Source organism: Kitasatospora dryopteridis, from assembly GCF_050749075.1.
Classification (GTDB): domain Bacteria; phylum Actinomycetota; class Actinomycetes; order Streptomycetales; family Streptomycetaceae; genus Kitasatospora.
In genome coordinates, this window is record NZ_CP192749.1 from 8,141,913 (window position 1) to 8,164,587 (window position 22,675).

Genomic DNA, 22,675 nt, shown 5'->3' on the forward strand with positions numbered 1-22,675 from the left:
CGCAGCACGCCCCGCCGGCGCTCACAGGTGCTGCGGGGCCTGCTGCAGGGAGGGGACCGGCGGGAGCGGGTGGCGGGCGAGCCAGGCATCGAAGAGCCTGCCGATCGGGTGGTCGGCGTAGCGGGCGGCGTGGGCGGTGAAGTCGGCGGTGGTGACGACGGAGTGCCGGTGCGCGGTCGTCCAGTCGCGGACTATCCGGAAGAAGGCCTGGTCGCCGAGGGTGGAGCGGAGGGCGTGCACGGTCAGGCCGCCGCGCTCGTACACCCGGTCGTCGAACATCAGCTGCTTGCCGGGGTCACCGATCCGGATGTCCTGGGGCAGCGCGCTGAGCTTGCGGTACGCGGCCTCCGCCTTGCGCTGCGCGCACGGGCCGCCGGAGCGTTCGGACCAGAGCCACTCGGCGTACTTGGCGAAGCCCTCGTTGAGCCAGATGTCGCGCCAGCCGGCGATGGTGACGCTGTTGCCGAACCACTGGTGGGCGAGCTCGTGGGCGACCAGGCGCTCGCTGCCGCGGGTGCCGTCGAGGTGGTTGGTGCCGAAGGTCGCCAGCCCCTGTGCCTCGACGGGGACGTCGAGTTCCTCGTCGGCGACCACCACCGCGTACTCGGCGAACGGGTACGGGCCGAAGAGCTGCTCGAACAGCTCCATCATCTGCGGCTGGCGGGCGAAGTCGTACTCGAAGTGCCGCTGCAGCCTGGCCGGGACGTGGCCGGTCTGCACCACGGCGCCCGGGCGCGGCATCACCAGCGGGACGGTGCGGTACACGCCGACGGAGAGCCCGACCAGGTAGCTGGCCGTGGGGGCGGGCTGGTCGAACACCCAGGTGGTCGCGGAGGCGCGGGTGGTGCGGGTCAGCAGCCGGCCGCCGGAGACCACGGTGTACGGCGACGGGGTGGTGACGGAGATGTGGTAGCTCGCCTTGTCGGACGGGCGGTCGTTGCACGGGTACCAGGAGGGCGCGCCGACCGGCTGGCTGGCCACCAGGGCGCCGTCGGTGAGCTCCTCCCAGCCGAGGCCGCCCCACGGGCTGCGGACCGGCTTCGGGTTGCCCGACCAGTGCACCTCCACGGTGAAGGCGGCACCGGCGGCGGGGGCCTTGGCCGGGGCGATCCGCAGCTTGCCGGCGCGGTGCGTGTACCGCGCCGGGCGCCCGTCCACCAGCACCCGGCCGATCTTGAACGAGGCCAGGTCCAGGGCGAACTCGCGCAGCTGCGCCCGGCCCGCTATGGCGGTGATCCGGGCGGCGCCGGCCAGCCGGTTGGGCCCCGGGCGGTAGTCGAGGGTGAGCTCGTACCGGTGGGCCCGGTACCGGTGGTCGCCGTTGTTCGGGAAGTACGGGTCAGCGGCCGCGGCCTGCTTGGGGCTCACCGGTTCGTTCTCTCCGTGCGCGGTCTCGGTCATCGGGCTCGGTGGTCGGGCTCGTGCCAGGCCTCGATCGGGTTGCCGAGCCAGCGGGTGTCGGCGGGAACGGTCTCCGCACGCATCACGAGGGAGGCCGGGCCGAGGGTGGAACGGGCCCCGACCGTGCTGCCGGGCAGCACGATTCCGCTCGGGCCCAGAGTAGCGCCCTCGCGGAGAACCACAGTGTCCAGCCTCATGATGCGGTCGTGGAAGAGGTGTGTCTGCAGCACGCAGCCCCGGTTGACGCTCACCCCGTCGCCGAGGGTGACGAGGTCGGGCTCCGGCAGCCAGTAGCTCTCGCACCACACGCCGCGGCCGACCCGGGCGCCGATCGCCCGCAGCCACAGGTTGAGCACGGGGGTGCCGAGCACCCGGCCGATCAGCCAGGGCACGGCCAGCACCTCGACGAAGGTGTCGGCGAGCTCGTTGCGCCACACGTAGCCGCTCCACAGCGGGTGCTCGCCCGCGTGGTGGCGCCCGACCAGCAGCCACTTGGCGGCCGCGGCCGCGACGCAGGCCGCCGCACCCGCGGCGAGCAGCACCGGGCCGGCCAGCAGCGGCGAGTCGAGCGCGCAGAGCGCGGCGGCGGTCAGCACGGTCAGTGCGGAGGAGGCGAACACCGGCACCATGCGGCCGAGCTCGGTCAGGCCGCGCGCCCACAGCAGCCGGCGCGGAGGGTCGTAGGTGCGGCCGGCGTCGGCGGCGTCCGCCGAGCGGGGCAGCTTGACCGGCGGCATGCCGAGGTACGAACTGCCGCGCTTGGCCTTCTTCGGGGTCGCGGACAGCACCCCGACCAGCCCCCGGTCGGGGACCGAGCGGCCCGGCGCGGTCATCCCCGAGTTGCCCAGGAACGCCTTGCGGCCGACCGCTGCCCTTCCCACCCGTACCCAGCCGCCGCCGAGCTCGTACGGGGCGATCAGCGTGTCGTCGGCGAGGAAGGCGCCGTCGCCGACCGTGGTGAGGCTCGGCAGGGCGAGCACGGTGGAGACCTCGGCGCGGCGGCCGACCCGCATGCCGAGCAGCCGCAGCCACAGCGGGGTGATCAGGCCGGCGTACAGCGGGAAGAGGGTCTGCCGGGCGTCGTCCATCAGCTGGCTGACCGTCCAGGCCTGCCAGCCGATCCGCCCGTGCAGCGGGTGGTGGCCGGTGCGCAGGCCGAGGCTGAGCAGCCGGACGGAGGCCAGCACCAGCGCCGCGTACGCCAGACCCCAGGCCAGGGTGGCGGGGACGACCGCGGCCAGCGCACCGAGCAGGGCGGCAGGCAGGTCGTCGCCGGGGTGGACGAACAGCCCGGCGACGAGCAGCGCGGGCACCGCGCACAGCGCCGGCAGCAGGGCCAGGCCGGAGCCGGTGAGCCCGTAGACGGCCGCCCAGCGGGCGGTGCGCGCGGGCCGGTGCTTGGGCCAGCCGCGCTCCGCCTTGCCGATCTTCACGGCGGGGGCGCCGCCCCAGCGCTGTCCGGTCGGGACGTGCCCGGCGACGCCCGAGCCGGGCGCGACCTCGGCCCGCTTGCCGACCCGCGCACCGGGGAACAGCGTGGACCGGGTGCCGACGACCGCGCCGGAGCCGACCCGGATCGCGCCGATCTCCAGCCGGTCGCCGTCCAGCCAGTAGCCGGCGAGGTCGACCTCGTTCTCGATGGCGCAGCCCTTGCCGAGTCGTAGCAGTCCGGTCACCGGCGGCAGCGTGTGCAGGTCCACGCCGTCGCCCACCTGCGCGCCGAGCGCCCGCGCGTAGCGGACCAGCCAGGAACCGGACAGCGAGGTGGCACCGGCGGCCTCCGCCCACTGCTCCGCGGCCCACAGCCGCAGGTGGACGCCGCCGCCGCGCGGATGGGTGCCGCCGCGGACGCCGCGCAGCAGCAGCCGGGCCCCGCCGGCGGCCACCGCGAGCCGGCCGGGGGCGGAGAACAGCACCAGCGCCCCGGCCGCCACCGCCCACCAGGAGGCGGTGGGGGCCCAGGCGTAGCCGCCGAGCATGTGCAGCACATTGCCGAGCGCCAGCAGGGCCGCGCTCCAGCGCAGCCCGCCGAGGGCGGCCGGCGGCAGCAGCCCCACGAGCTGGACGAGCCCGGTGCGCAGCGGGGTCGGCCGTACGGTGCGGACCGGGCGGTCGGCCTGGGTGCAGCGCTCCAGCTGCCGGGCCAGCTTGCGCAGCGTGGGCTGCTGGTACACGTCCAGCACGGACACCGCCGGGTAGCGGGTGCGCAGCCGGGTGGTGAGCTGCGCGGCCGCCAGCGAACCGCCGCCGATCGCGAAGAAGTCGTCGTCGGCGCAGCGCACCGGCACACCCAGGACCTCCGCCCACTGCTCGGCCAGCCACGCCTCGGTGCCGTACAGCTCCTCGGCGGGGCCGTCCTGCTCCAGGTCGGGCAGCGGCCAGGGCAGGGCGTCCCGGTCGACCTTGCCGGAGGTGCGGCAGGGCAGCTCGTCGACGGGGGCGAGCAGCGGCACCAGCGCGGCCGGCAGCTCGCTGCGCAGCCGTTCCACCGCGCCGGCCCGGTCGAATCCCTCCCGGACGACCAGGTAGCCGACCAGCAGCGGGTTGCCGCTGCGGGCGGTGCGCACGGCGGCGGCCGCACCGGCCACTTTCGGCAGGGCCTGCAGCGCCGCGTCCACCTCGCCGAGCTCGATCCGGCGGCCGCCGAGCTTGACCTGCTCGTCGCCGCGGCCGAGGAAGACCAGGCCCTCCGGCTCGGCACGCACCACGTCGCCGCTGCGGTAGGCGCGCCGCCAGCCCAGCGGCTCCAGCGGGGCGTACTTCTCCTCGTCCTTCGCCGGGTCGAGGTAGCGGGCCAGGCCGACGCCGCCGATCACCAGCTGCCCGCTGCCGCCCATCGGCACCGGCCGGCCTCGTCGACCACCGCCAGCTCCCAGCCGTCCAGCGGCAGGCCGATCCGCACCGGGCCCTCGCCGGACAGCAGGTACGCGCAGGCGACCACGGTGGCCTCGGTCGGGCCGTACGTGTTCCACACCTCGCGGCCCTCGGTGACCAGCCGCTCGGCCAGCTCGGGAGGGCAGGCCTCGCCGCCGAAGATCAGCAGCCGGACCTCGTTCAGCGCCTCCGCGGGCCACAGCGCCGCCAGCGTCGGCACCGTGGAGATCACCGTGATCTCCTGCTCGGCCAGCCACGGGCCGAGGTCGGCGCCGCTGCGCACCTGCGAGCGGGGCACCGGCACCAGGCAGGCGCCGTGCCGCCAGGCCAGCCACATCTCCTCGCAGGAGGCGTCGAAGGCGACGGAGAGCCCGGCCATCACCCGGTCGCCGGGGCCGATCGGCTCGCCCTGCAGGAACAGCCCCGCCTCGGCGTCCACGAAGGCGGCGGCACTGCGGTGGGTGACGGCGACGCCCTTGGGCCGGCCGGTCGAGCCGGAGGTGAAGATGATCCACGCGTCGTGCTCGGGGGAGGGGCTCGCCGCCTCGTTCCCGGACGGCTTCACGCCGGTCAGCGCGCCGTCGGCGCCCAGCACCGCATTGACGTCCGCCTCGCCGAAGACCAGCTCGGCGCGCTCGTCCGGGTCCTCGGCGTCGACCGGCACGTACGCGGCGCCGGCGGCCAGCACGGCGAGGACCGACACGTAGAGGTCGTTGGTGCCGGACGGCACCCGGATGCCGACCCGGTCGCCGAGGCCGATGCCCGCTCTGGCCAGGTGCCGCCGCACCTGTTCGACCTGGGCGATCAGGGCGGTGTAGCTGAGCACGGTGCGGCCGTCGTCCAGCGCCGGCTCGTGCGGATGGGCCGCGGCGGTCGCACGCAGGATGTCCACCAGCGTGCGCGCGGCGTGGGCCGGTCGGCCCGGGAACAGCGCAAGCGGTGTCTCGGGGTCGGTCATCACAGCCATACGGTCCCCGTCCTGGGCTTCCCTGTCGACTGGGCGAAGGCGTCCAAATAGTGCCCAACCAGGACAATCTATCGATTATGGCGACCAGCCTCCACCAAGACGCCCGCACGACGCGCCGAGCCTTGCGTGGCTCCCCGAGCGAGCATTGCCGCAGATCGCAGCGGGTGGTCGGTGCCCCTCCTGCCTCCCGGCCGGTGCAGATGCCTGCACTGTCGCCCACGGCAAGCCCGCGTAAGAGCGGCATCTGACGAAACGTCCGATCTGCGGGCGCTGCGGCCCATAGTCTCTCCCGTGCCCCCTATGCGAAGAGGATGTCGTGCTGAAGTTCCCCCTTGATCTTGGACAGCGGGTTTCTACGCTGCGGGGGTGAAGTCGCGCTGCAGTCTGACCCGGGTTTCGAGCGGGGTGAGGTACCCGAGTTCGGGGTGCCTGCGGAGCCGACTGCGGTTGTACTCGACTTCGATGAAGCGGAAGACATCGGCTCGAGCCTGGGCTCGAGTGGCCCACGCTGTGGTGCCGATCTCGGCCTTGAACAGGGCGAACCAGCTCTCCGCTGCGGCGTTATCGTAACAGGAGCCGACCCGGCCCATCGACTGCCTCATGCCCAACTCGCCTATCACCGAGCGGAATTCACTGCTGGTGTATTCACTGCCGCGGTCGGTGTGCATGATGCAGCCGGCCTCCAGCTGTCCGCGTCCGGCCGCCAGCCGCAGCGCGGCGACCGGCAGCTCGGCCCGGTGGTGGTCCGCCAGCGCCCAACCGACCACCTCCCGCGTTGCGAGGTCGATGCAGGTCGCCAGGTACAACTTCCCTTCCTCGGTGATCAGTTCGGTCATGTCGCCAACCAGCCGCATCCCGGGTCTGGGGGCGGTGAAGTCCCGGCCGATCAGGTCGGCCGCGAACACTGCCCGCTTCGCCTGCCGGGTCAGCCCCCGGCGTCGGCGGCGGGTGATGCCGGTGATGCCGTGCGCACGCATCAGCCGCTCGACTCGTTTGCGGTTGACCGCACGGCCCGCCCGTGCCAGGGCGGCGTGGACTCGGGGAACGCCGTAGGCGCCGCGCGAGCCGGCATGCAGGAGCCGGATCTCACCCACCAGCTTCTCCTCGGCCCGCTGCCGGGCCCGCCGGGCCGGGGCGGCCGCGACGTGCGCGTAGTAGGTGGAGCGCGGCAGGCCCAGGGCGCGGCACAGCAGTGCCACGCTGAAGCCGCCGGGGTTGGTGTCGGTGGCCTTCTCCGCGTCGACGAAGGCGCACAGGGTGCCTACTTCAGCGTGTCCTGCGCGAAGAAGGCCGCGGCTTTTTTTCAGGATCTCGATGGTCTGCTGCTGTTCCCGGTTCTGCCGCCGAAGCCGGGCGAGCTCCTCGCGTTCCGCGCTGGTCAGCGCGCCCACCGGGCCCTCGCCCCGGTCCGCCTTGGCCTGGTTGACCCAGTTCCGCAGGCCCTCGGCACTGACGCCGAGATCCCGGGCCACCTCGGTGACGGTCCTGTCCGAGGACAGCGCGAGCTCGACCGCGTCCTGCTTGAACTCGGCCGTGTACCGCTTGCTCCTGTTGTTCTGCTTGCTCACTACCTGGGCTGCTTCCTCCGGGACCATCCGTCCCAGTATCAAGCTGTCCAGGTCAGCGGGGGAACCTCAGCCTGCCCTTCCCCCTCGTCGCCGACCCCGATCGGACCCTCTACCGAGCCTACGGCGTCGAGCGCGGCGCCCGTGCCGTGCTCGACCCCCGGGTGTGGCCGACCATCGCCCGGGCCCTGGCGCGGAGTATCCCGCTCGCCCTCCGCGGGCAGGAACGCCCCCCGGCGGCACGGCCGTTGGGCGGCCGCCTCGGCCTTCCCGCAGACTTCCTGGTCGGCCCCGACGGCCGCATCCTCGCCCTGCACCACGGCGAACACGCCGCCGACCACTGGCCGGTGGAGACCGTTCTCGACCTCGCCGCCCGGCACCGAACGGCACAGCAGCCGGTGGCAGGACGGGAGGCCGCCGGGGCCTGAACGGCCGCGGCCCGGCGCCACCGTGGGGGGCGGACCAGGAGAACCCCGGTGGGGATGCGCCCGCGCCGACGTCAACTCCCCTTCCACAAAAGGCCGTGTTGTTGCGATGTCATGACGGCAGGACAGAATGGCGGCACCGGCGGAAGGGTGGGGGAGTCATGGCTGAACTGCGGCGGCCGACGCAGTACGTGATGAGAGCGGCCGGCGTCGCCCTCCTGCTCGGGACGGCGGTGGCGACGTGGCTGGCCGGCGGTGCCCGGCTGGCGGCCACCACGGGGCTCGGCGGCACGGACGGCATCTTCACCGTCGGCCACTGCTGGGAGGACCAGGACTTCGGATCGGCCTGCCGGGGCACCTACGCCGCGCCCGCCGGTGAACGCCGTGCGACGGTCCTCCACGAACCCGCCGAGATCCACCACGAGGGGGTCGGCCGGCCGGTCAGGATCGTGCAGGGCGGCGCGTACGAGACCTCGTCGGGCGGCGCCCTGAGTTTCGGCTTCGTCACCGCCGCCGTGTTCGCCACCGGTGCCCTGCCCGCGCACTGGCTCCTCCGCTCCGCGGCCCGCAGGGAACTGCAGGACGGCTCCGACTATGTGGGCGCATGGATCGCCGCACTGGTCGGCGCCATCGCCGTCGGCATCGTCCTCGGTACGGTGGTCTTCCTCTGCATGCTGGTCTTCTGACCGCAGGCAGCCCCGCCGGCCCCCGCCGGCCGGACCGCTCAGCTGCCGGTGGGGTCGGCCCGTACGTTCCGGCGCACCTGCCCGGCGGCCACCGGCAGCGCGATCCACAGCACCCAGGCGAACGGGGTGAGGAAGAACAGGGGAATCGACAGCCCGAAACCGGCCAGCATGCCGTACAGCACCCGTTGCTCGGCGACGGCGAACGCGGGCGGGACGTCGGGGTCGCGCAGGTGCTGCAAGGACATCCGGCGGACCATGGCGAGGATCGCCGCGTTCGCCAGGAACTGCAGCAGCGCGTAGAAGCCGAAGCGCAGCGGCATGGTGTCGACGTCGTCGCCCTCGGTGGTGAGGAGCTTGGTCGCGAACGGGTTGAGCACGATCGTCATCAGCCACCAGAAGTTGAGCGTGCGCACCCGGGAGTCGATCCGTTCGGCGTACCGGAAGGCGGTGTTGTGCTGCCGCCAGGCCGCGGAGATCACCACGAAACTGATCAGGAACGCCAGGTAGTGGTCGAGGTCGTCGGCGACCGACGACCGGAACTCGGCCACGCCCGGCCCCTCGGGCACCGGGAGCTCCAGCGCGAGCAGGGTGATCGCGATCGCCACCACCGCATCGGAGAAGAAGATCAACCGGTCGGTGGAGCGCGACTCGAATCGTCTGAGCTTCCTCGCCTGCACCCGCGGCCTCCCTCGTCGGTCGGCCCATCCTCGCCGCGCCACCCCGCCCGCCGGCCGGTGTGACACGCCGTTCGCCCACTCGCTCCACCCCGACGGGCGGTCAGTCGACCCCGTCGGCCGACAGGAAGGCCAGCACCGCCTCGGTGAACGCCCGGGGTTCGGCGGTGTGGACGAGGTGGCCCGCCGGGATGGTGACCAGGCGCGCCGAGGGGATGCGCCGCGCGAGATCGGCCAGACCCTGCTGCGGGACATGGCTCTCCGGGCCCCCGGCGACCACCAGCGTCTCGGCGGTGATCCGTGCCAGGCCCGGCAGCCACGCCGGGTCCGGGGCGTCGATCTGCCTGCGCAGGGCGAGCACCATCTCCCAGTCGAAGTCCAGCGGCCCGTCCGGCCGGGTCGGGGTGGACGGCGCGCGCGGGAGGGGCGGCGGCGCGTCCTCCAGCACCATGCGGCGGACCCGCTGCGGCTGCTGCTGCGCCAGCAGGTAGGCGACGACCCCGCCCATCGAGTGCCCGACCAGGTCGACCCGGTCCAACCCGAGGACGTCGAGGAAGGCGAGCACGTCGTCGCGCATCTCCTCCAGCGAGTACGTGCCCGGCCAGGAGCTGCGCCCGTGGCCGCGCAGGTCGAGCGCGTACACCCGCCGGTGCCGGGCGAGCACCGGTGCGACGGTGTCCCAGTCCGCGGCACTCTCGCCCAGCGCATGCAGCAGCACCAGCGGCGGACCGCCCGGCTCCCCCTGCACACCGTAGGAGAGCCGGATACCGCGGACGGCGACGCTCGAGTGATCGGCCACACCTGCGACCGTACCCCTCCGCGGACGCACGGTCAGGAGAACACCGCACCGCGGCAGGTCGGTGTGCGTCCGACCGGTGCCCGTCCGGGCTGCGCGGGCGGCCCCCGGCGCGGCGGGGGCTGCCGGGCCGCACCGGAGGCCGTGCGGATAGGATCCCGGCGCACTGTTCAGCCACCCGTTCGATTTCTATGAGGTCGTGCATGCCGATACCCGTGGCCCTGTCCGCAGGGCGAGTTGCGGAACCCGTTTCCGACGGGCGCCCGCCGGCCGGAGCGGCGCCGACGGGGGCGAAGCGCACGGCGTACTTCGACAACGCGAAGGTCCTGGCGATCGTGCTGGTCGTCTGCGGGCACTTCTGGGAGCCGCTGATCGGCACCCCGCACGGGCACCTGGTACGCGCGCTCTACCTCTTCGTCTACACCTTCCACATGCCGGCCTTCGTGCTGATGTCGGGTTATTTCTCCCGGAGCTTCACCGGCCGCAGCGACCAGCTCCGCAGGCTGTTGACGGGCGTGCTGGTCCCGTTCCTCGTGTGGGGGACGGCGCTGGAGGTGTTCACCGCCCACCTGGACGGCCGGGCGGTGAGGTTGGCGCCGCTGACGCCGGTGTGGGTCACCTGGTTCCTGGTGTCGCTGTTCCTGTGGCGGCTGACCGCGCCCGTGTGGCGGATGCTGCGGGCGCCGGTGCTGACCGCCACGGCCATCGCGCTCTGCGCGGGGGCGTTCTCCCTCGGTTCGCAGCTGTCGATCACCCGCACCCTGCAGTTCCTGCCCTTCTTCGTCATCGGCCTGACGATGACGGAGTCCCGCGTGCAGTGGTTCATCCGGGCCCGTTGGCTGCGGATCGCCGCGGTCCCGGTGCTCGCCGCCGGCGCCGTGGTGGCGTACCTGCTGGCCGACCGGCTCGAGCCGGCCTGGCTGTACCGCAGTTCGGGGGCGCCCGACCTGGACGTCTCCTATGTGCACTGGCTGCTCGAGGCGTCCGCCCTGATGGCCGGCGGCCTGGTGCTGACCGCGGCCTTCCTCGCCCTGGTGCCCCGCCGGGAGAGCCTGCTGAGCCGGCTGGGGGCGGGCACCATGTACGCCTTCCTCGTGCATGCCTTCGTGCAGCGCTGGCTGGTCTCGGCCGGGTTCTACGACCTGCCGCCGTGGCAGCGGCTGTCGGGCCAGGCGCTGCTGACCGCGGGTGCGGCCGCCCTGGCCCTGGTGCTGTGCAGCCCGCTGCCGGCCCGGGTGCTGAGGCCGCTGGTGGAGCCGCGGTTGTCCTGGCTGTTCGTTCCGCCGGGCCGCGCCGAGAACCCGCCGGGACGCTGAGGCGCCGACAGATCGGCACCTCACGTGACGGGGGGCTGCAGCCCGACACCCGCACTGCCGCTCGTCCGAGGCCCCCGGAGCCGCCCGGCCCGGGGGCCGTGCCGTGTGCCGCGGTCGCCGGCGCGCCGGTGCCCGGCCGCGGCCTCACTGCCCCCGTAGCCGGAGGTGGCCGTCCAGGGCGGTGCGGAGCCAGTCGTGGGCGGCGCCGAGGGTGGGGTGGCCGGGGGCGGCGAGTTCGCCGGCGAGCTGCCAGTAGCGGTCCATCACGGGGTGGGCGGACCGCTCGAGGAGGCCGGCCAGGCTGTGACGGAAGGCCGGGGTGTCCCGGGTGCCGTGGGCGCCGGCGTAGGCGGAGACGAAGCAGTCGAGTGCCTCGCCCGCGTGCGGCTCGCGTCCGGCGCACAGGGCCGGGGCGGTCAGCTCGTACGCCTCACCGAGACCGTCGTAGAGCACACCGGGGCGGTACTCGGTGCCGGGCTCGGGAGACGGCGGCCGCCGGTCGGGGGCGGGGCAGTCCGTGGTGGCGAGGGCGTGCAGCCGGGCGAAGGCCAGCACCTGGGCCGGCTCCGGGTCCGCGGGCGGCCGGGGCACGGCCGCGTCGGTGATCCACGCGACCTGCCGGGCGGGCAGCCGGACGGGCAGGACGCGTCGCCAGTAGCGGGCCAGCGCGGTGGTGTCCGGCGGGGTGGAGACCGCACCGATCAGCCGCAGCCGGTCGGCGCGCTCCTCCGCGGTGCAGTCCCGCAGGAGCCGCAGCGCGGCCTCCCGCCAGCGCAGGGCGGCCAGTCGGGAGCCGAGCTCCTTCAACTGCCCGGCGACCACGTCCTCCAGCGTGTCCTCACGGTCGAGGACACGGTCGATGTCGGCGACCGGCAGGTCGAGGGTGCGCAGGGAACGGATCGTCCGGAGCCGGTCGAGCGCCTCGGGGCCGTACCGGCGGTGGCCGCCGGCGCTCCGGGCGGCCGCGGGCAGCAGGCCCCGGTCGGAGTAGTAGCGGACGGTCTTCACGGTGACGCCCGCGCGTTCGGCGAGTTCGCCGATGCTCCACAACCCGTCCGGCAGCACGACTTGAACCTCCCCCAGGTGGAGTTCCTACCGTACCGGCGGGCGCGGGCGGCCGACCGGGCCGCCCGCGCGGACCGAGACGGCAAGGAGACCATCATGACGGCGTTCGTCCTGGTGTCGGGGTGCTTCACCGGCGGCTGGATCTGGCAGGAGGCGGCCGACCGGCTGCGCGACGCGGGGGCCGAGGTGCACCCGGTGACCCTCACCGGCATGGGCGACCGGCCCGCAGAGGCCGGCCCGGGCACGGACCTCGAGACCCACATCGAGGACGTGCTGCGCCTGATCGACACGGTGGAGGCGCCGCAGGTGGTGCTCGTCGGCCACGACTACGGCATCCACCCGGTGCTCGGCGCCGCCGACCGCCGCCCGGAGCGGGTCACCCGGATCGTGTACCTGGACGCGGGCATGCCGCAGGACGGCGACACGGCCGCCGCACTGGTGCCGGACCAGGCCGTGCGCCGGAGCCTGTTCGACCCGTCCGGACCGGCCGCGGACGGCGGGACGCTCCCGGTGCCCGCACCCGGCGAGTGGCAGCGCTGGGGCAGCACGGCCGGCCTGTCGGACGAGGCACTCGCCCGGCTGACCGGCCTGGCCCGCCCGCAGCCCGCAGGCACCCTGACCCGGCCGCTCAGGCTCTCGGGCGCGGTCGCCGCACTGCCCACCACCGGCATCCTCTGCACCGGGAGCGGACACGGCATCGCCCTGGTCGAAAGCCTGGTCGCGGGCGGGCTGCCGCAGTTCCGGGCGCTCGCCGACCCCCGGGTGGGGTTCTTCGAACTCGCCACCGGGCACTGGCCGATGCTGTCCCGCCCCGGCGAGCTGGCCGAGGTACTGCTGGACGCGGCCGCGGGCGGCGGCCACCGGATCACCGCCTCCGGCGAGCAGCCCGGATACCTGCGGCCCTTCCTGCTGGACGTGCCCGAGCTGCCCCGCGAGCGGGTCGGCCGGGTCGACCTGTACGTCCCCGGCGGCGCCGATCCCGGCACGCCCCGGCCGGCGGTGCTCTTCGTCCACGGCGGCCCCGTCCCCGCCGACCTGCGGCCCACCCCGAGGGACTGGCCGGGCATCGCCGGCCACGCCCGGTACGCCGCGAGCCTGGGCGCGGTCGGCGCGACCCTGGACCACCGGCTGCACAGCCTGGAGGACTGCGCCCTCGCCGCCGAGGACGTCGCCGAGGCCGTCGCGCTGCTCCGTGCCGACCCGCGGGTGGACGGTGAGCGGATCGCCCTGTGGCACTTCTCGGCCGGCGGACTGCTGCTCGCGGACTGGCTCGCCGCGCCCCCGGTCTGGCTGCGGTGCACGGCGGCGACCTACCCCGTCCTCGCGCCGCTGCCCGGGTGGGGAGCGGTCGAGCCCAGGTTCCGCCCGGCGGCCGCGGTGCGCGGTGCGGGGCGGCTGCCGATCGTGCTGACCCGGGTGGGCCTGGAGAGCGAGGGGATCGCGGCCACGGTGGAGGAGTTCCTGGCGGCGGCCAAGGCCTGCGAGGCCGAGGTGGAGGTGGTCGACGTGCCGGACGGGCGCCACGGATTCGACACGACCGGCGACACCGAGCAGGCCCGCCGCGCGGTGGAGCACGCGATGCGGAGCGTCCTCGCCCACCTGCGCGGCTGACCGGACCCGACCACCGCACACCGGGCCGCCTGCGGTCGTCACAGGGGCCCGGCCGTGCGGTGGTCCGCGGTGGCGCGGACGAGGTCGGCGGTGGCGCCGCGCCGCCGGGCGAGCGCACCCGGCATGGCGGCGCGGCCTACTTCCTGGAGACCGGGATCTTCCCGCCGCCGCCGGAGGTCGACCGCCGGGACGCCGCCCCGCGGCCCGACGGGCGCTCAGCGCGGCGGTGACGCGTACAGCTCGGCGACGAGGGCCACCGCCTCGGCGGTCGCCGGGTGGGCGTCGCGGCGCGGCCAGACGACGTGGACGGCCACGGGCGGCGCGCCGCGCAGGGGGCGGAAGACGATGCCCTCGCGCCGGTACTGCGTGGCGGTGCTCTCGGGGGTGATGCCGATGCTGCGCCCGGTCGTGATGGCGGCGAGCCAGTCGTCGACGTCCGAGGTGTACTCCAGCGACGGCCGGGCGCCGGCGGGCCACAGGTCGGGGGTGGTGGTGCCGGTGCGCCGGTCGACGACGACCGTCCGTTCGCAGGTCTCCGGCAGACCGATGGAGCGCCGCCCGGCCCACGGGTCGTCCGCGGCGAGGGCGACGGTGCGCCGCTCGAGTCCGACGACGGAACTGGCGAAGCGCTGGGCGTCGAAGGCGCCGCGGACGATCGCGAGGTCGCACACCCCCTCGGCGAGCCCGCCGGTCGAGGTGTTGGTGCGGACGAGCTGCAGTTCGATCTCCGGGTGTGCCTGTGCCCAGCGGCGCTGGAACGCCGCCGTGTGACGGCCCATCGCCGACCAGGCGTGCCCCACCCGGAGGCGGGTGTGCCCGGTGGCGGCCTCGCGGACCAGGTCCTCGACCTCGGCGAGCAGGCGGCGGGCCCGCGCCAGCACCAGGGTGCCGGACGCGGTCGGTGCGATGCTCCGGCTGGTGCGGTGCAGCAGCCGCGTCCCGAGGACGCTCTCCAGCCCGGCCAGGCCGCGCGACACGGCGGCCTGTGACACGCCCAGCTCGATGGCGGCATCGGTGAAGCTGCCGGTGTCGACGATCGCCACCAGACAGCGCAGTTGCCTCAGCTCCAGATCCATACGCCCAGCGTATCGATCGATGCGTCCATGCATTTTTCGTATCGCGCGAGGAAGCGCATCCTGCGGTCATGACGACCTCCGCGCCCGCTCACGAGGCGACGACCGCCCCGGCGGCCCGTCCCGCCCGGCCCGCCGGCATCATCACGATGACCGGCAGCGCCCTGTCCAACCAACTCGGCGCCGCCACCGGCGCCCTGGCGTTCCCCGTCATCGGCCCGGCCGGCGTCGTCGCGGTACGCCAGTGGGTGGCCGCCGTCGTCCTGGTCGCCGTCGGGCGGCCCCGCCTGCGCAGCTACACCTGGCAGCAGTGGTGGCCGGTCCTCTCGCTCGCCCTGGTCTTCGCGACCATGAACCTCACCCTCTACACGGCCGTCAGCCGCATCGGGCTCGGCCTCGCCGTCACGCTGGAATTCCTCGGCCCGCTCACCGTCGCCCTGGCCGCGTCCCGGCGCGCCCGCGACCTGGTGTGCGCCCTGGTCGCCGGCGCCGCCGTCCTGGTGCTGCTGCGCCCCGAACCCACCACGGACTACCTCGGGCTGGGCCTCGGCCTCGCCGCGGCGGCCTGCTGGGCGGCCTACATCCTGCTCAACCGCCTCATCGGCACGCGCCTGCCCGGCGCGGAGGGCTCGGGTGCGGCGGCCGCCGTCTCCGGCCTGCTGTACGTGCCGGTCGGCATCCTGGTCTTCGCCGACCACCGGCCGACCGCCGCGGCGCTGGGGTGCGCCGCCGCGGCCGGGGTGCTGTCGTCCGCGGTGCCGTTCCTGGCCGACATGCTGGCGCTGCGCACGGTGCCCGCGCACTTCTTCGGCGTCTTCATGAGCGTCCACCCGGTGATGGCGGCCCTGGTGGGGTGGGCCGTGCTCGGCCAGCGCCTGCCGCTCGTCGACTGGCTGGCCATCGCGGCGATCGTCGCCGCCAACTCGGCCGCGGCCCTCGCCGCCGCGCCCCGCCCGGCCCGAGCCCGGTGACCGCCGACGCCGCCGGGCCTGCAGAATCGAACCACCGACCGAGGAGGAGGACACGATGCCGACGGCGCATCAGTGGATCGAGGCGCTGGGCCTGGAAGCGCACGTCGAGGGCGGGTACTTCCGGCGCACCTTCCAGGCCGACCACCGTGCGATGGTTGCCACGCCGTACGGCGAGCGCTACACCCTCACCTCCATCCACTACCTGCTGACCCACTGGTCGCCGATCGGGCACTGGCACCTCAACCGGTCCGACATCCTGCACTTCCACCACCACGGCGACCCGATCACCTACCACCTGATCCACCCGGACGGCCGCCGGGAGACCGCCGTTCTCGGCCAGGACCCCGGCCGGGGCCAGCACCTCGTGCTCGCCGTGCCAGGCGGCGTCTGGAAGGCCTCCCACCTGGAGGCCGGGGACCACGGGCTGATCAGCGAGGCGGTCGCGCCCGGCTTCGACTTCGCCGACATGACCCTCGGCCGGGTCGACGACCTGCTGGAACGCTTCCCGGGCCACGAGGAGCTGATCCGCCGGTACTGCCGCCCGTCCGGACCGCACTGAGAGGTGCTACACGAGTCTTCGTCCGGCTCATGCGAGACGCGGCGCGGACTCGGCCGGCCCGAAGCCCGGCAGCGCGTCCGCCACCCCCTCTGTCGCGGCGCGGCGCCGACGTGGATGTGGACGCGGCCCTGTGCGCCGCCGCCCGCCTACCGGGACGAGGTCCGGGCGACGGAGGGTTTTCCTGACGGTGCGCCGGTTCGCGGACGGGGCGGTGGCAGAGCCGTGACACCCGGCTGGCAGCATCGGCCGGATGACCGAAACCAAATTTCCCCGGGTGCGCCGGTCGCTGCTGATGGCAGTGCTGGTGGGGGCCCTCGTGGCCGGGGGCTGGTACTGCTATGCCTGGGTGCTGCCGGGCCGGGCCGGCCAACTCCGGCAAGGTGTCGAAGGCGAGCAGCATCGCGCGGGCGGGACTGGACCAGCGCCTGGCTGAAGCGCTCGCCACTCTGCCGGGCCACCCGGAGCTGCTCGGCGACGCGGTGCTGGACCGCTGCGTATGGCCCGGGTCCTTCGAGGGTGCGAGGGTCGGTGAGATCAATTGCCAGCGGATGCAGGCCCGGTACGTGGCTGTCGACGGCAGTCCGGTCGAGGTGGCAGGGCGCTGGAAGGCGGCCCTGGAGACGCTGGGCTGGCGCGGCAGCAGCGCGCCGCTGCCGCCCGGTACCGGCTACACGGCGGTGCGTCACTACTACAAGGACCCGCTGAACCAGGACTTCCTGTCGGTCACCATGGTCGGCGACCGCGAGTCGATGGCGCTGCTCGACAACGAGGTACGCCTGGAGGGGTTCTACGAATACCGCCGCGACCTACGGGAGTTCGGCGGCCGGGACGCAGCCGAGCGGGCCCTGGCGGCCGGGCGTCAGGTCGTCGAGTTGTCCATGGCCCGTACCTACTACTTCGAGGGCCCGCGCCTCCACCTGACGGACTGAGCGTGACTCGGAGGGCGTTATGGGGCGCTGGCGCCGGGTCGCCCTGGCCTGCTGAAGTAGGTCAGGTGTCATAGGAGTTGACGTCCGGCTGTGTTGCGCTGGAGCGGGAGTACGGGTGAGCGTGTCCCCGTACCTGAGCGATCTGTCGGATGAGCGGTGGGAGCTGATCCGGCCGGTCCTGACGGCGTGGGAGGGCGCGCATCCGTCGGTCAGCGGCCATCAGGGCAGGTACGACCTGCGGGAGATCGTGAATGCGATCCGGTATCAGGCCGGACCGGCTGTCAGTGGCGCTACCGGCCGCACGACCTTCCGCCGTACGGCGCGGTGTACTACTACGTCGCCAAGTGGCTTGACGACGGCACCACCCAGGCCATCCATGACCTGCTGCGTTGGCAGGTGCGTGAGAAGGCCGGGCGGACCGAGGACCCCACCGCTGTGGTTCTGGACTTGCAGACAGTGGGTGCCCCGCTCAACGCCCCGGCAGCCACGACCGGTCTGGACGCGGGGAAGCAACCCGGGCGTCACCAAGGGATGGGTGGACGCCGGCTTCAAGAGAACGGGAGTTGGCCAACCGGGCCGACCTGGCCAGATGCCTGGCCGGCTGAACTGCCAGTCGCACCGCGCAAGCACCCCGATTCACCGCTGGTCCCCGCCCAACCTGGCACGCGGCCACTACCCAGCTGCATCGCCGGGAACCCATGTCGCGTGATCAGTTGATTCCTTGGGAGAAGTCGAGATTCACGGGCCCGGCAGGGAGAGGGGGTTGCGGCTCCCGGGTGAGCGCGACATCATCACCCACGACCTCAAAGGTAAAGGAGTCAACCCACACACATCCATCACCGCTCAGCAGCGCGCCGATGAGAATTTTCTCACCTTCGGCCGGTACATCCAGGACAATATCCCTCCTCACCCAGCCGCTGGTTCCACTCAGTCGGCGACTCTCCGACTCCGTGTTCTCGAATGCCACTGCTTCCTCACCAGCATCCACGCGCAGCCAGATCGCAGCAGCCTCTGAAACATTCTTAGTGCGCATGAGCGCCGAAAGCCTGACACGCTTGCCGGAGAATTCTTCAGCGCGGAACCCCTGGATCAACGCACCGAACTCGCGCGAGTTAGGACTCGTCTTTCGCGGTTTTCTTGATCGTCTTGTGGGCTACGCGGCTGCGGCGGCCCAGGCCCGGTGGACGGCGGCGATTTCGTGGTCGGTGGGCTGACCTGCGTGTTCGGGCATATTCCTGGCCGCAATGACGGTGCGCCGGAGCTTGACGACCATGTCCTGGAAGGACGGGGTGGTCTTGGTGGTGTACCAGGGGGCGCGGGCCCGGTGCTCGGCGACGTCGGCGGGGTGGTGGCCGTGAAGGGCGTACCAGATGACGGTGAGGCTGTAGACGTACAGGCCGAACGGCACGGTGCGCTCGACCGCCGCCCGGACCCTGTTCTGGGCCTGGCCGACGCCCAGGTGTTCGCGGACTTCCTCGAAGGTGGTCTCGATCGACCAGCGGCCGGCGTAGCGTTCCACCAGCTCGGCGGCGGGGGTGGTCAGGTCGGTGGTGACCAGGGCCAGGTCGAAGGGCTTGGTCGAGCCCGGGTCGCGGACGAGCAGGACGCGGATGGTGCGGGTGTGGAAGCTGCCGTACCACAGGCAGACGAGCTCGGCGATGTGCACGGTCGCGGGCGGCCGGTTGTACCGGGTGACGGTGTGCGCGGTGAAGACTGCCTGCTCGGCCCAGCTCTTCGGGGTGCCGATCTTGGCGCCCTTCAGGCACGGCCGGCCACGGCGGCCGGTCGGCGGCGGGGCGAGTTCGTACAGGGCGGCGTTGACCGGCAGCCGGCACGTCCACGTCACCGTGCCGGGCAGCTCGCGCAGGGCGCGGCCGTGGTAGGCGCCGTCGGCCACCACGTCGATCCGCCGGTCGGTGAACGCGCGGGCCAGCAGCGCGACCAGGTCGAGGGCGAGATCGACTTTCGTCTTCCCCTGTTTGGGGCGCCACAGCCGGGCCAGGATGGGCAACGCGATCGGGCGGGTGAGGAAAGGCAGGCGCACCACCAGGGCGACCACCACGAAGCAGGTCCCCCGCCCGATGGGCTTCGGTCCGGTGGCCGCACCGTCGTACTGCCACGCGGCACCGAAGACCTTGCGCCCCGTGCGCTTGAACAGCGTGTCGTCGACGGCGACCTGCAGCGCAGCCCCCGCGGGCAGCAGCCGCTCCACGATCAGACGGGCCAGCACGAGGCCGACCCGGTCCAGGTCCCACACCCCGGCGGCGAAGAACCGGTGGGCCCGGTCGTGCGGCCACCGGGCCGACAGTCCGGCGCCGGTCAGCATCCCGGTCACCGTCCGCCGCCCAGTACGTGTCACCGTCCCCGTGACCAGCGCCGCGAGCGTCTCGAACGACGGCGCGGTGAAGCAATCCCGGAAGACCGCCAGCACGAGTAACAGCGAAGGGGGTACGGTCCCCGGTGGAAGCATCGACGGCCCCTCGACAGAGGTGGAACAGACCCGTCGATGCTTCCGCACGTCTACGACACAAGCCCCCTCTTTCGATCATGAAAACCGCGAAAGACGAGGTGGGTGTGCTATTGACCCGAAATGGTAAGGTTCCGAAGTACGGGCTCGTTGATCACAACAGCGCGTGTTGGCCTATGGCTGTGCGATGGATCTGGTGGGGGACGCTCGGCGGCTGTCGCCGAAGGCTCAGGAAGCTCTGCGGATGCGGGCGGTTGCGGCGCTCCGGGCGGGCCGGGATCGGCGCGAGGTGGCCGGGTTCCTGGGTGTGACCGTGGAGTCGGTGACCGACTGGTGGGCCGCCTGGCAGGCCGGCGGCCGTGAGGCGCTGGTGTCCAGGACCCGTGGCCGGCGGGTGGGCGAGCACCAGGTGCTCGATCCCGACCGGCAGCAGTGCGTCCGGCAGGCCCTGATCGACCACCGTCCCGAAGACCTGGGCCTGGGTGGGCAGTTGTGGACCCGGGCGATCGTCGGCGACCTGATCGCCCTGCTGTACCGGGTGCGGCTGACCGAGCAGGGTGTGGGCAAGTACCTCAAGCGCTGGGGCCTGTCGTTCCAGCGCCCGGACAAGCGCGCGATCGAGCAGGACATGGAGGCGGTCCGCGCCTGGCGCGAGGAGACCTGGCCCGCCATCCGCGTGAAGGCCCGGGAGGAAGGTGTCGAAGTGCTGTTCGCCGACCAGACCGGCGTCCGCTCCGACCAGGTGTCCGGCCGGATCTGGGCCCCGTGCGGCCAGACGCCGATCGTGCGCCGGACCGGCAACCGCTTCTCGGTCAACGCGATGTCCGCGATCAGCCCGCGGGGCCGGATGTGGTTCACCGTCTACCGGGGATCGTTCACCGCCGAGGTGTTCCGCGACTTCCTCGACCGCCTGAACAGGCAGTTCGACCGCCCGGTCCACCTCGTCGTCGACCGGCACTCCGTCCATCGCAGCAAGAAGGTCCGTGCCTGGCTCGCCGATCACCCCGGCCGCATCACCCTGCACCTGCTGCCCGCGTACGCGCCCGAGACCAACCCGGACGAGCTGGTCAACGCCGACCTGAAACGAACCCTGCTGCCGGCCTCCCGAGCCCGCAATGCCGACCAGCTCGCCGACGAGGTCCGGCGCTTCTTCCGCCGCCGACAGAAGCAGCCGCACATCGTCCGCGGCTACTTCCAGGGCCCGCACGTTCGCTACATCACCGAGGTGCCGGAAATTTAGCGTTTCGGGTCAATATCACCAGTCGCGCCATTTACCCGTGAGCGCATGCCGGTCGATGCCGTGGCGTACCGCTCGATCTGGCACCGCGATGGCACGCCGGATAGGTTTCTCCTGCCCTGCGTCGACCGGCGTTCAGGCCCGTAGGCTCTGTCCGGTGGATCATGTGATCGGAAGGCCCGCTCGCCTGGCGGCGCACCGGCCCTCTGCCCACGCCACGCCCCCCGCCGTCCGGGGCCGTCGCCCTCACGGCGTTGGATGAAAGTAAGAGGAGTTCTGTGTGTTCGTGGTGAGGACGTCCGGCCGAAGCGCGGCAGTCGACAACGACCGCCGTGAGTTCAGCCTCCTGGGCAAGCGGGATTTCAGCGGGCTGGCCCTCGCACGCCCGATTAGCGCGGGTGTCCGGTCCCGTGCCGTTCTGGAACTGCAGCAGAACTACGGCGGTCTGCGGTTCAGCGCGTTAGTGGGTGGCGAGTTCGCGCCGGGAGAGGGCGATCGGCTGGCCTGGCGGGTCAGGTTCTGGGAGACGGTCTGGCCTACGCCACAGCAGGGGTTGCTGCGCAGTGCGCTGCTGCCGGGCCTGCCCGAAGAGCTGGATCATGCTGCGGCGGACGGCCTGCATGCCCTTACCAGTGGGGCCCTACCGGCCGGCCAACTGGTGATCGACCGGGCGGGCTACGATCATGATTCTCCCCCGATGCTGTTCGCAACGGCTGCCGAACTCCTGCTGCACATCCTGCTGGGGGGCGCCTTCGGATCGCCCGCGGAGCCGGTCATCAGATCCTGGGTGGCCACCGGCCGAATTGCGGCGGATCTGCCCAGATTTGGGTGACCTGAGGCCTATGACGCCGGGACCCACCGGACAGAACCTAAGTGCCGGTCCGCTGTGGAGGGGACCAGCCGTGTTCGAGCCGGGCTAGGGCGGGGGCCACCTCGCGTCGCTTTTCAGGCAAGTTCATCGTCCAACGTGACCGGCCCTCCGGCCTGCGGACCTCTGTCGCCGGTTGTCCGTGGTTGTCCGCTGGAGACCGTGGCGTTCGCTGGCGTTGCCGTCACGCTGCCGTCAGAATCCCCTTCGCGCACAGGCCGCGTTGGAGATGATCACGGCTATGGACTCTCCCCCCTCGATCTACGAGGCGCGCTACGGCTGGCACCGCCGCTCCGTCGTTGGAGCGCTTCTCGGCCTCCTTCCCACTGCCCTCGCCATCGCCCTGCAGCAACCGATGTGGTTCATCGGGCTGATCGCGTTGACTACAGGTGGCATCGGCTTCATCGCGACGGCTGTGGTGGCCAGCAGCCGTCGCGTCGCCGTCAGGATCGATCACCACGGAGTCACGTTGGGCCGCGTGCCACTACCAACCCGTTCCCGTACGCAGACCGTTCCATGGGAGGACATCGAGGGGATTCGCGTGTGGCACCTTCGAATGGGCAACAGTATGAGGTCAAGGGGACAGTACATAAGCCTTCAGCGAAGCGCCGGATCGCCACCTCTCGTCGGCCATCCGGATTACATTCGTCCGAAGAACGTGGCAGCAGAGCTCCCGCCGGCAAGTAAGAAGCTGTTGTGGACCGAGCTGGACCCCGTGCGTCTCCAGGCCGCAGTCACTGCCTTCGCGCCAGGGGTGCGTCTGGTCGTAGAGAGCTGATGCAGCACCTCGTGTCAGGGCCAATGCACGCGGGTGGCGGATTCTCAATGACCGATGTCGAGCCGGCCAGGCAGACCTGAGCTTGGGAATCTCGCCAAGTGCGCATCAGGGCAGCCGCCCTGACGTGTATTTGTGCTGTTCTGAGCGATCTCAGCCCCTGATCAGCGGGGGCCCACTATTGACCGCCAGTTGCCGCTCGTCTCCGTCTCTTGGGGCACGGATGGGGCACGCGATCAGAGATCAGCCGACTTCGCATGCCAGAGCGACTGCCCTACCGTCTCGATCACCTGGAGCGTGTTGCACGGCAATGACTGCCCACAGTCGATGCAGTAGTGGCGGCCCTCGTCGTAGTCGTCACTGTGCAGGGACGCGATCCGCAACAGTGCTTCCTTCTCGTTCATGCCGGCCTCCTC

General features: G+C 72.6%; 19 protein-coding genes and 2 pseudogenes. 11 read left to right on the top strand and 10 right to left on the bottom strand.

From position 1 onward, the window contains the following. Window positions 1-21: 21 nt before the first annotated feature. From ACQ614_RS37230 to ACQ614_RS37240, 3 genes and pseudogenes are all read right to left on the bottom strand, one after another. Window positions 22-1,368: a M1 family metallopeptidase gene (locus ACQ614_RS37230; protein WP_431683566.1), complete on the bottom strand. Its 1,347-nt coding sequence runs from the start codon at window positions 1,366-1,368 to the stop codon at window positions 22-24. Window positions 1,369-1,397: 29 nt separating this feature from the next. Further along, a pseudogene (locus tag ACQ614_RS37235) lies at window positions 1,398-5,242 on the bottom strand (Pls/PosA family non-ribosomal peptide synthetase). Window positions 5,243-5,595: 353 nt separating this feature from the next. Further along, window positions 5,596-6,810, bottom strand: coding sequence for an IS3 family transposase (locus ACQ614_RS37240; protein ID WP_431683567.1), 1,215 nt, complete (start codon window positions 6,808-6,810; stop codon window positions 5,596-5,598). Between the two features lie 71 nt (window positions 6,811-6,881). On the opposite strand from ACQ614_RS37240, the gene ACQ614_RS37245 reads away from it, so the two are divergent. After that, window positions 6,882-7,235: an AhpC/TSA family protein gene (locus tag ACQ614_RS37245; RefSeq protein WP_431684118.1), complete on the top strand. Its 354-nt coding sequence runs from the start codon at window positions 6,882-6,884 to the stop codon at window positions 7,233-7,235. Window positions 7,236-7,393: 158 nt separating this feature from the next. Next, a complete protein-coding gene (locus ACQ614_RS37250) occupies window positions 7,394-7,918 on the top strand; it encodes a hypothetical protein (RefSeq protein WP_431683568.1) in 525 nt (174 codons plus the stop codon). Between the two features lie 38 nt (window positions 7,919-7,956). Here ACQ614_RS37250 and ACQ614_RS37255 read toward each other — a convergent pair whose 3' ends face one another. Further along, window positions 7,957-8,595, bottom strand: a complete 639-nt coding sequence (locus ACQ614_RS37255; protein WP_431683569.1) for a TMEM175 family protein — start codon at window positions 8,593-8,595, stop codon at window positions 7,957-7,959. Window positions 8,596-8,695: 100 nt separating this feature from the next. Further along, entirely contained in the window at window positions 8,696-9,391 is a 696-nt protein-coding gene (locus tag ACQ614_RS37260) for an alpha/beta fold hydrolase (protein WP_431683570.1), read from the bottom strand. A 200-nt stretch (window positions 9,392-9,591) separates the two neighbouring features. On the opposite strand from ACQ614_RS37260, the gene ACQ614_RS37265 reads away from it, so the two are divergent. Then, complete coding sequence (locus tag ACQ614_RS37265; protein ID WP_431683571.1) at window positions 9,592-10,704, top strand: acyltransferase family protein; 1,113 nt, start codon at window positions 9,592-9,594, stop codon at window positions 10,702-10,704. Window positions 10,705-10,848: 144 nt separating this feature from the next. Here the strand turns inward: ACQ614_RS37265 and ACQ614_RS37270 are convergent, their stop codons facing one another. Beyond that, complete coding sequence (locus tag ACQ614_RS37270) at window positions 10,849-11,769, bottom strand: MerR family transcriptional regulator (protein WP_431683572.1); 921 nt, start codon at window positions 11,767-11,769, stop codon at window positions 10,849-10,851. Window positions 11,770-11,865: 96 nt separating this feature from the next. On the opposite strand from ACQ614_RS37270, the gene ACQ614_RS37275 reads away from it, so the two are divergent. After that, the gene (locus ACQ614_RS37275; protein ID WP_431684119.1) at window positions 11,866-13,380 is read left to right on the top strand and encodes an alpha/beta fold hydrolase; all 1,515 of its coding nucleotides are present in this window, start codon (window positions 11,866-11,868) and stop codon (window positions 13,378-13,380) included. Between the two features lie 215 nt (window positions 13,381-13,595). Here the strand turns inward: ACQ614_RS37275 and ACQ614_RS37280 are convergent, their stop codons facing one another. Then, the gene (locus tag ACQ614_RS37280; protein WP_431683573.1) at window positions 13,596-14,456 is read right to left on the bottom strand and encodes a LysR family transcriptional regulator; all 861 of its coding nucleotides are present in this window, start codon (window positions 14,454-14,456) and stop codon (window positions 13,596-13,598) included. Window positions 14,457-14,524: 68 nt separating this feature from the next. Here ACQ614_RS37280 and ACQ614_RS37285 point away from each other — a divergent pair, with 68 nt between their 5' ends. The 4 genes and pseudogenes from ACQ614_RS37285 to ACQ614_RS37300 all read left to right on the top strand — a co-directional run. Then, entirely contained in the window at window positions 14,525-15,424 is a 900-nt protein-coding gene (locus ACQ614_RS37285; protein WP_431683574.1) for an EamA family transporter, read from the top strand. A gap of 55 nt (window positions 15,425-15,479) precedes the next feature. Continuing rightward, window positions 15,480-15,983: a cupin domain-containing protein gene (locus tag ACQ614_RS37290; protein ID WP_431683575.1), complete on the top strand. Its 504-nt coding sequence runs from the start codon at window positions 15,480-15,482 to the stop codon at window positions 15,981-15,983. Between the two features lie 380 nt (window positions 15,984-16,363). Further along, the gene (locus tag ACQ614_RS37295; protein WP_431683576.1) at window positions 16,364-16,912 is read left to right on the top strand and encodes a hypothetical protein; all 549 of its coding nucleotides are present in this window, start codon (window positions 16,364-16,366) and stop codon (window positions 16,910-16,912) included. A 115-nt stretch (window positions 16,913-17,027) separates the two neighbouring features. Next, window positions 17,028-17,446, top strand: a pseudogene (locus ACQ614_RS37300) (transposase); the annotation flags it as partial. Between the two features lie 175 nt (window positions 17,447-17,621). Here ACQ614_RS37300 and ACQ614_RS37305 read toward each other — a convergent pair. Together ACQ614_RS37305 and ACQ614_RS37310 are read right to left on the bottom strand one after the other, a co-directional pair. Further along, a complete protein-coding gene (locus ACQ614_RS37305; RefSeq protein ID WP_431683577.1) occupies window positions 17,622-18,005 on the bottom strand; it encodes a hypothetical protein in 384 nt (127 codons plus the stop codon). Window positions 18,006-18,065: 60 nt separating this feature from the next. Then, window positions 18,066-19,382, bottom strand: a complete 1,317-nt coding sequence (locus ACQ614_RS37310; RefSeq protein WP_431676575.1) for an IS701 family transposase — start codon at window positions 19,380-19,382, stop codon at window positions 18,066-18,068. 241 nt (window positions 19,383-19,623) lie between these two features. On the opposite strand from ACQ614_RS37310, the gene ACQ614_RS37315 reads away from it, so the two are divergent. The 3 genes from ACQ614_RS37315 (at window position 19,624) to ACQ614_RS37325 (ending at window position 22,262) form a co-directional block, all read left to right on the top strand. Further along, window positions 19,624-20,619, top strand: coding sequence for an IS630 family transposase (locus tag ACQ614_RS37315; RefSeq protein WP_431683578.1), 996 nt, complete (start codon window positions 19,624-19,626; stop codon window positions 20,617-20,619). Window positions 20,620-20,896: 277 nt separating this feature from the next. Further along, window positions 20,897-21,448: a hypothetical protein gene (locus tag ACQ614_RS37320; RefSeq protein ID WP_431683579.1), complete on the top strand. Its 552-nt coding sequence runs from the start codon at window positions 20,897-20,899 to the stop codon at window positions 21,446-21,448. Window positions 21,449-21,725: 277 nt separating this feature from the next. After that, entirely contained in the window at window positions 21,726-22,262 is a 537-nt protein-coding gene (locus ACQ614_RS37325) for a hypothetical protein (RefSeq protein ID WP_431683580.1), read from the top strand. Between the two features lie 233 nt (window positions 22,263-22,495). Here the strand turns inward: ACQ614_RS37325 and ACQ614_RS37330 are convergent, their stop codons facing one another. Next, the gene (locus ACQ614_RS37330; RefSeq protein ID WP_431683581.1) at window positions 22,496-22,663 is read right to left on the bottom strand and encodes a hypothetical protein; all 168 of its coding nucleotides are present in this window, start codon (window positions 22,661-22,663) and stop codon (window positions 22,496-22,498) included. Between the last annotated feature and the right edge of the window lie 12 nt (window positions 22,664-22,675).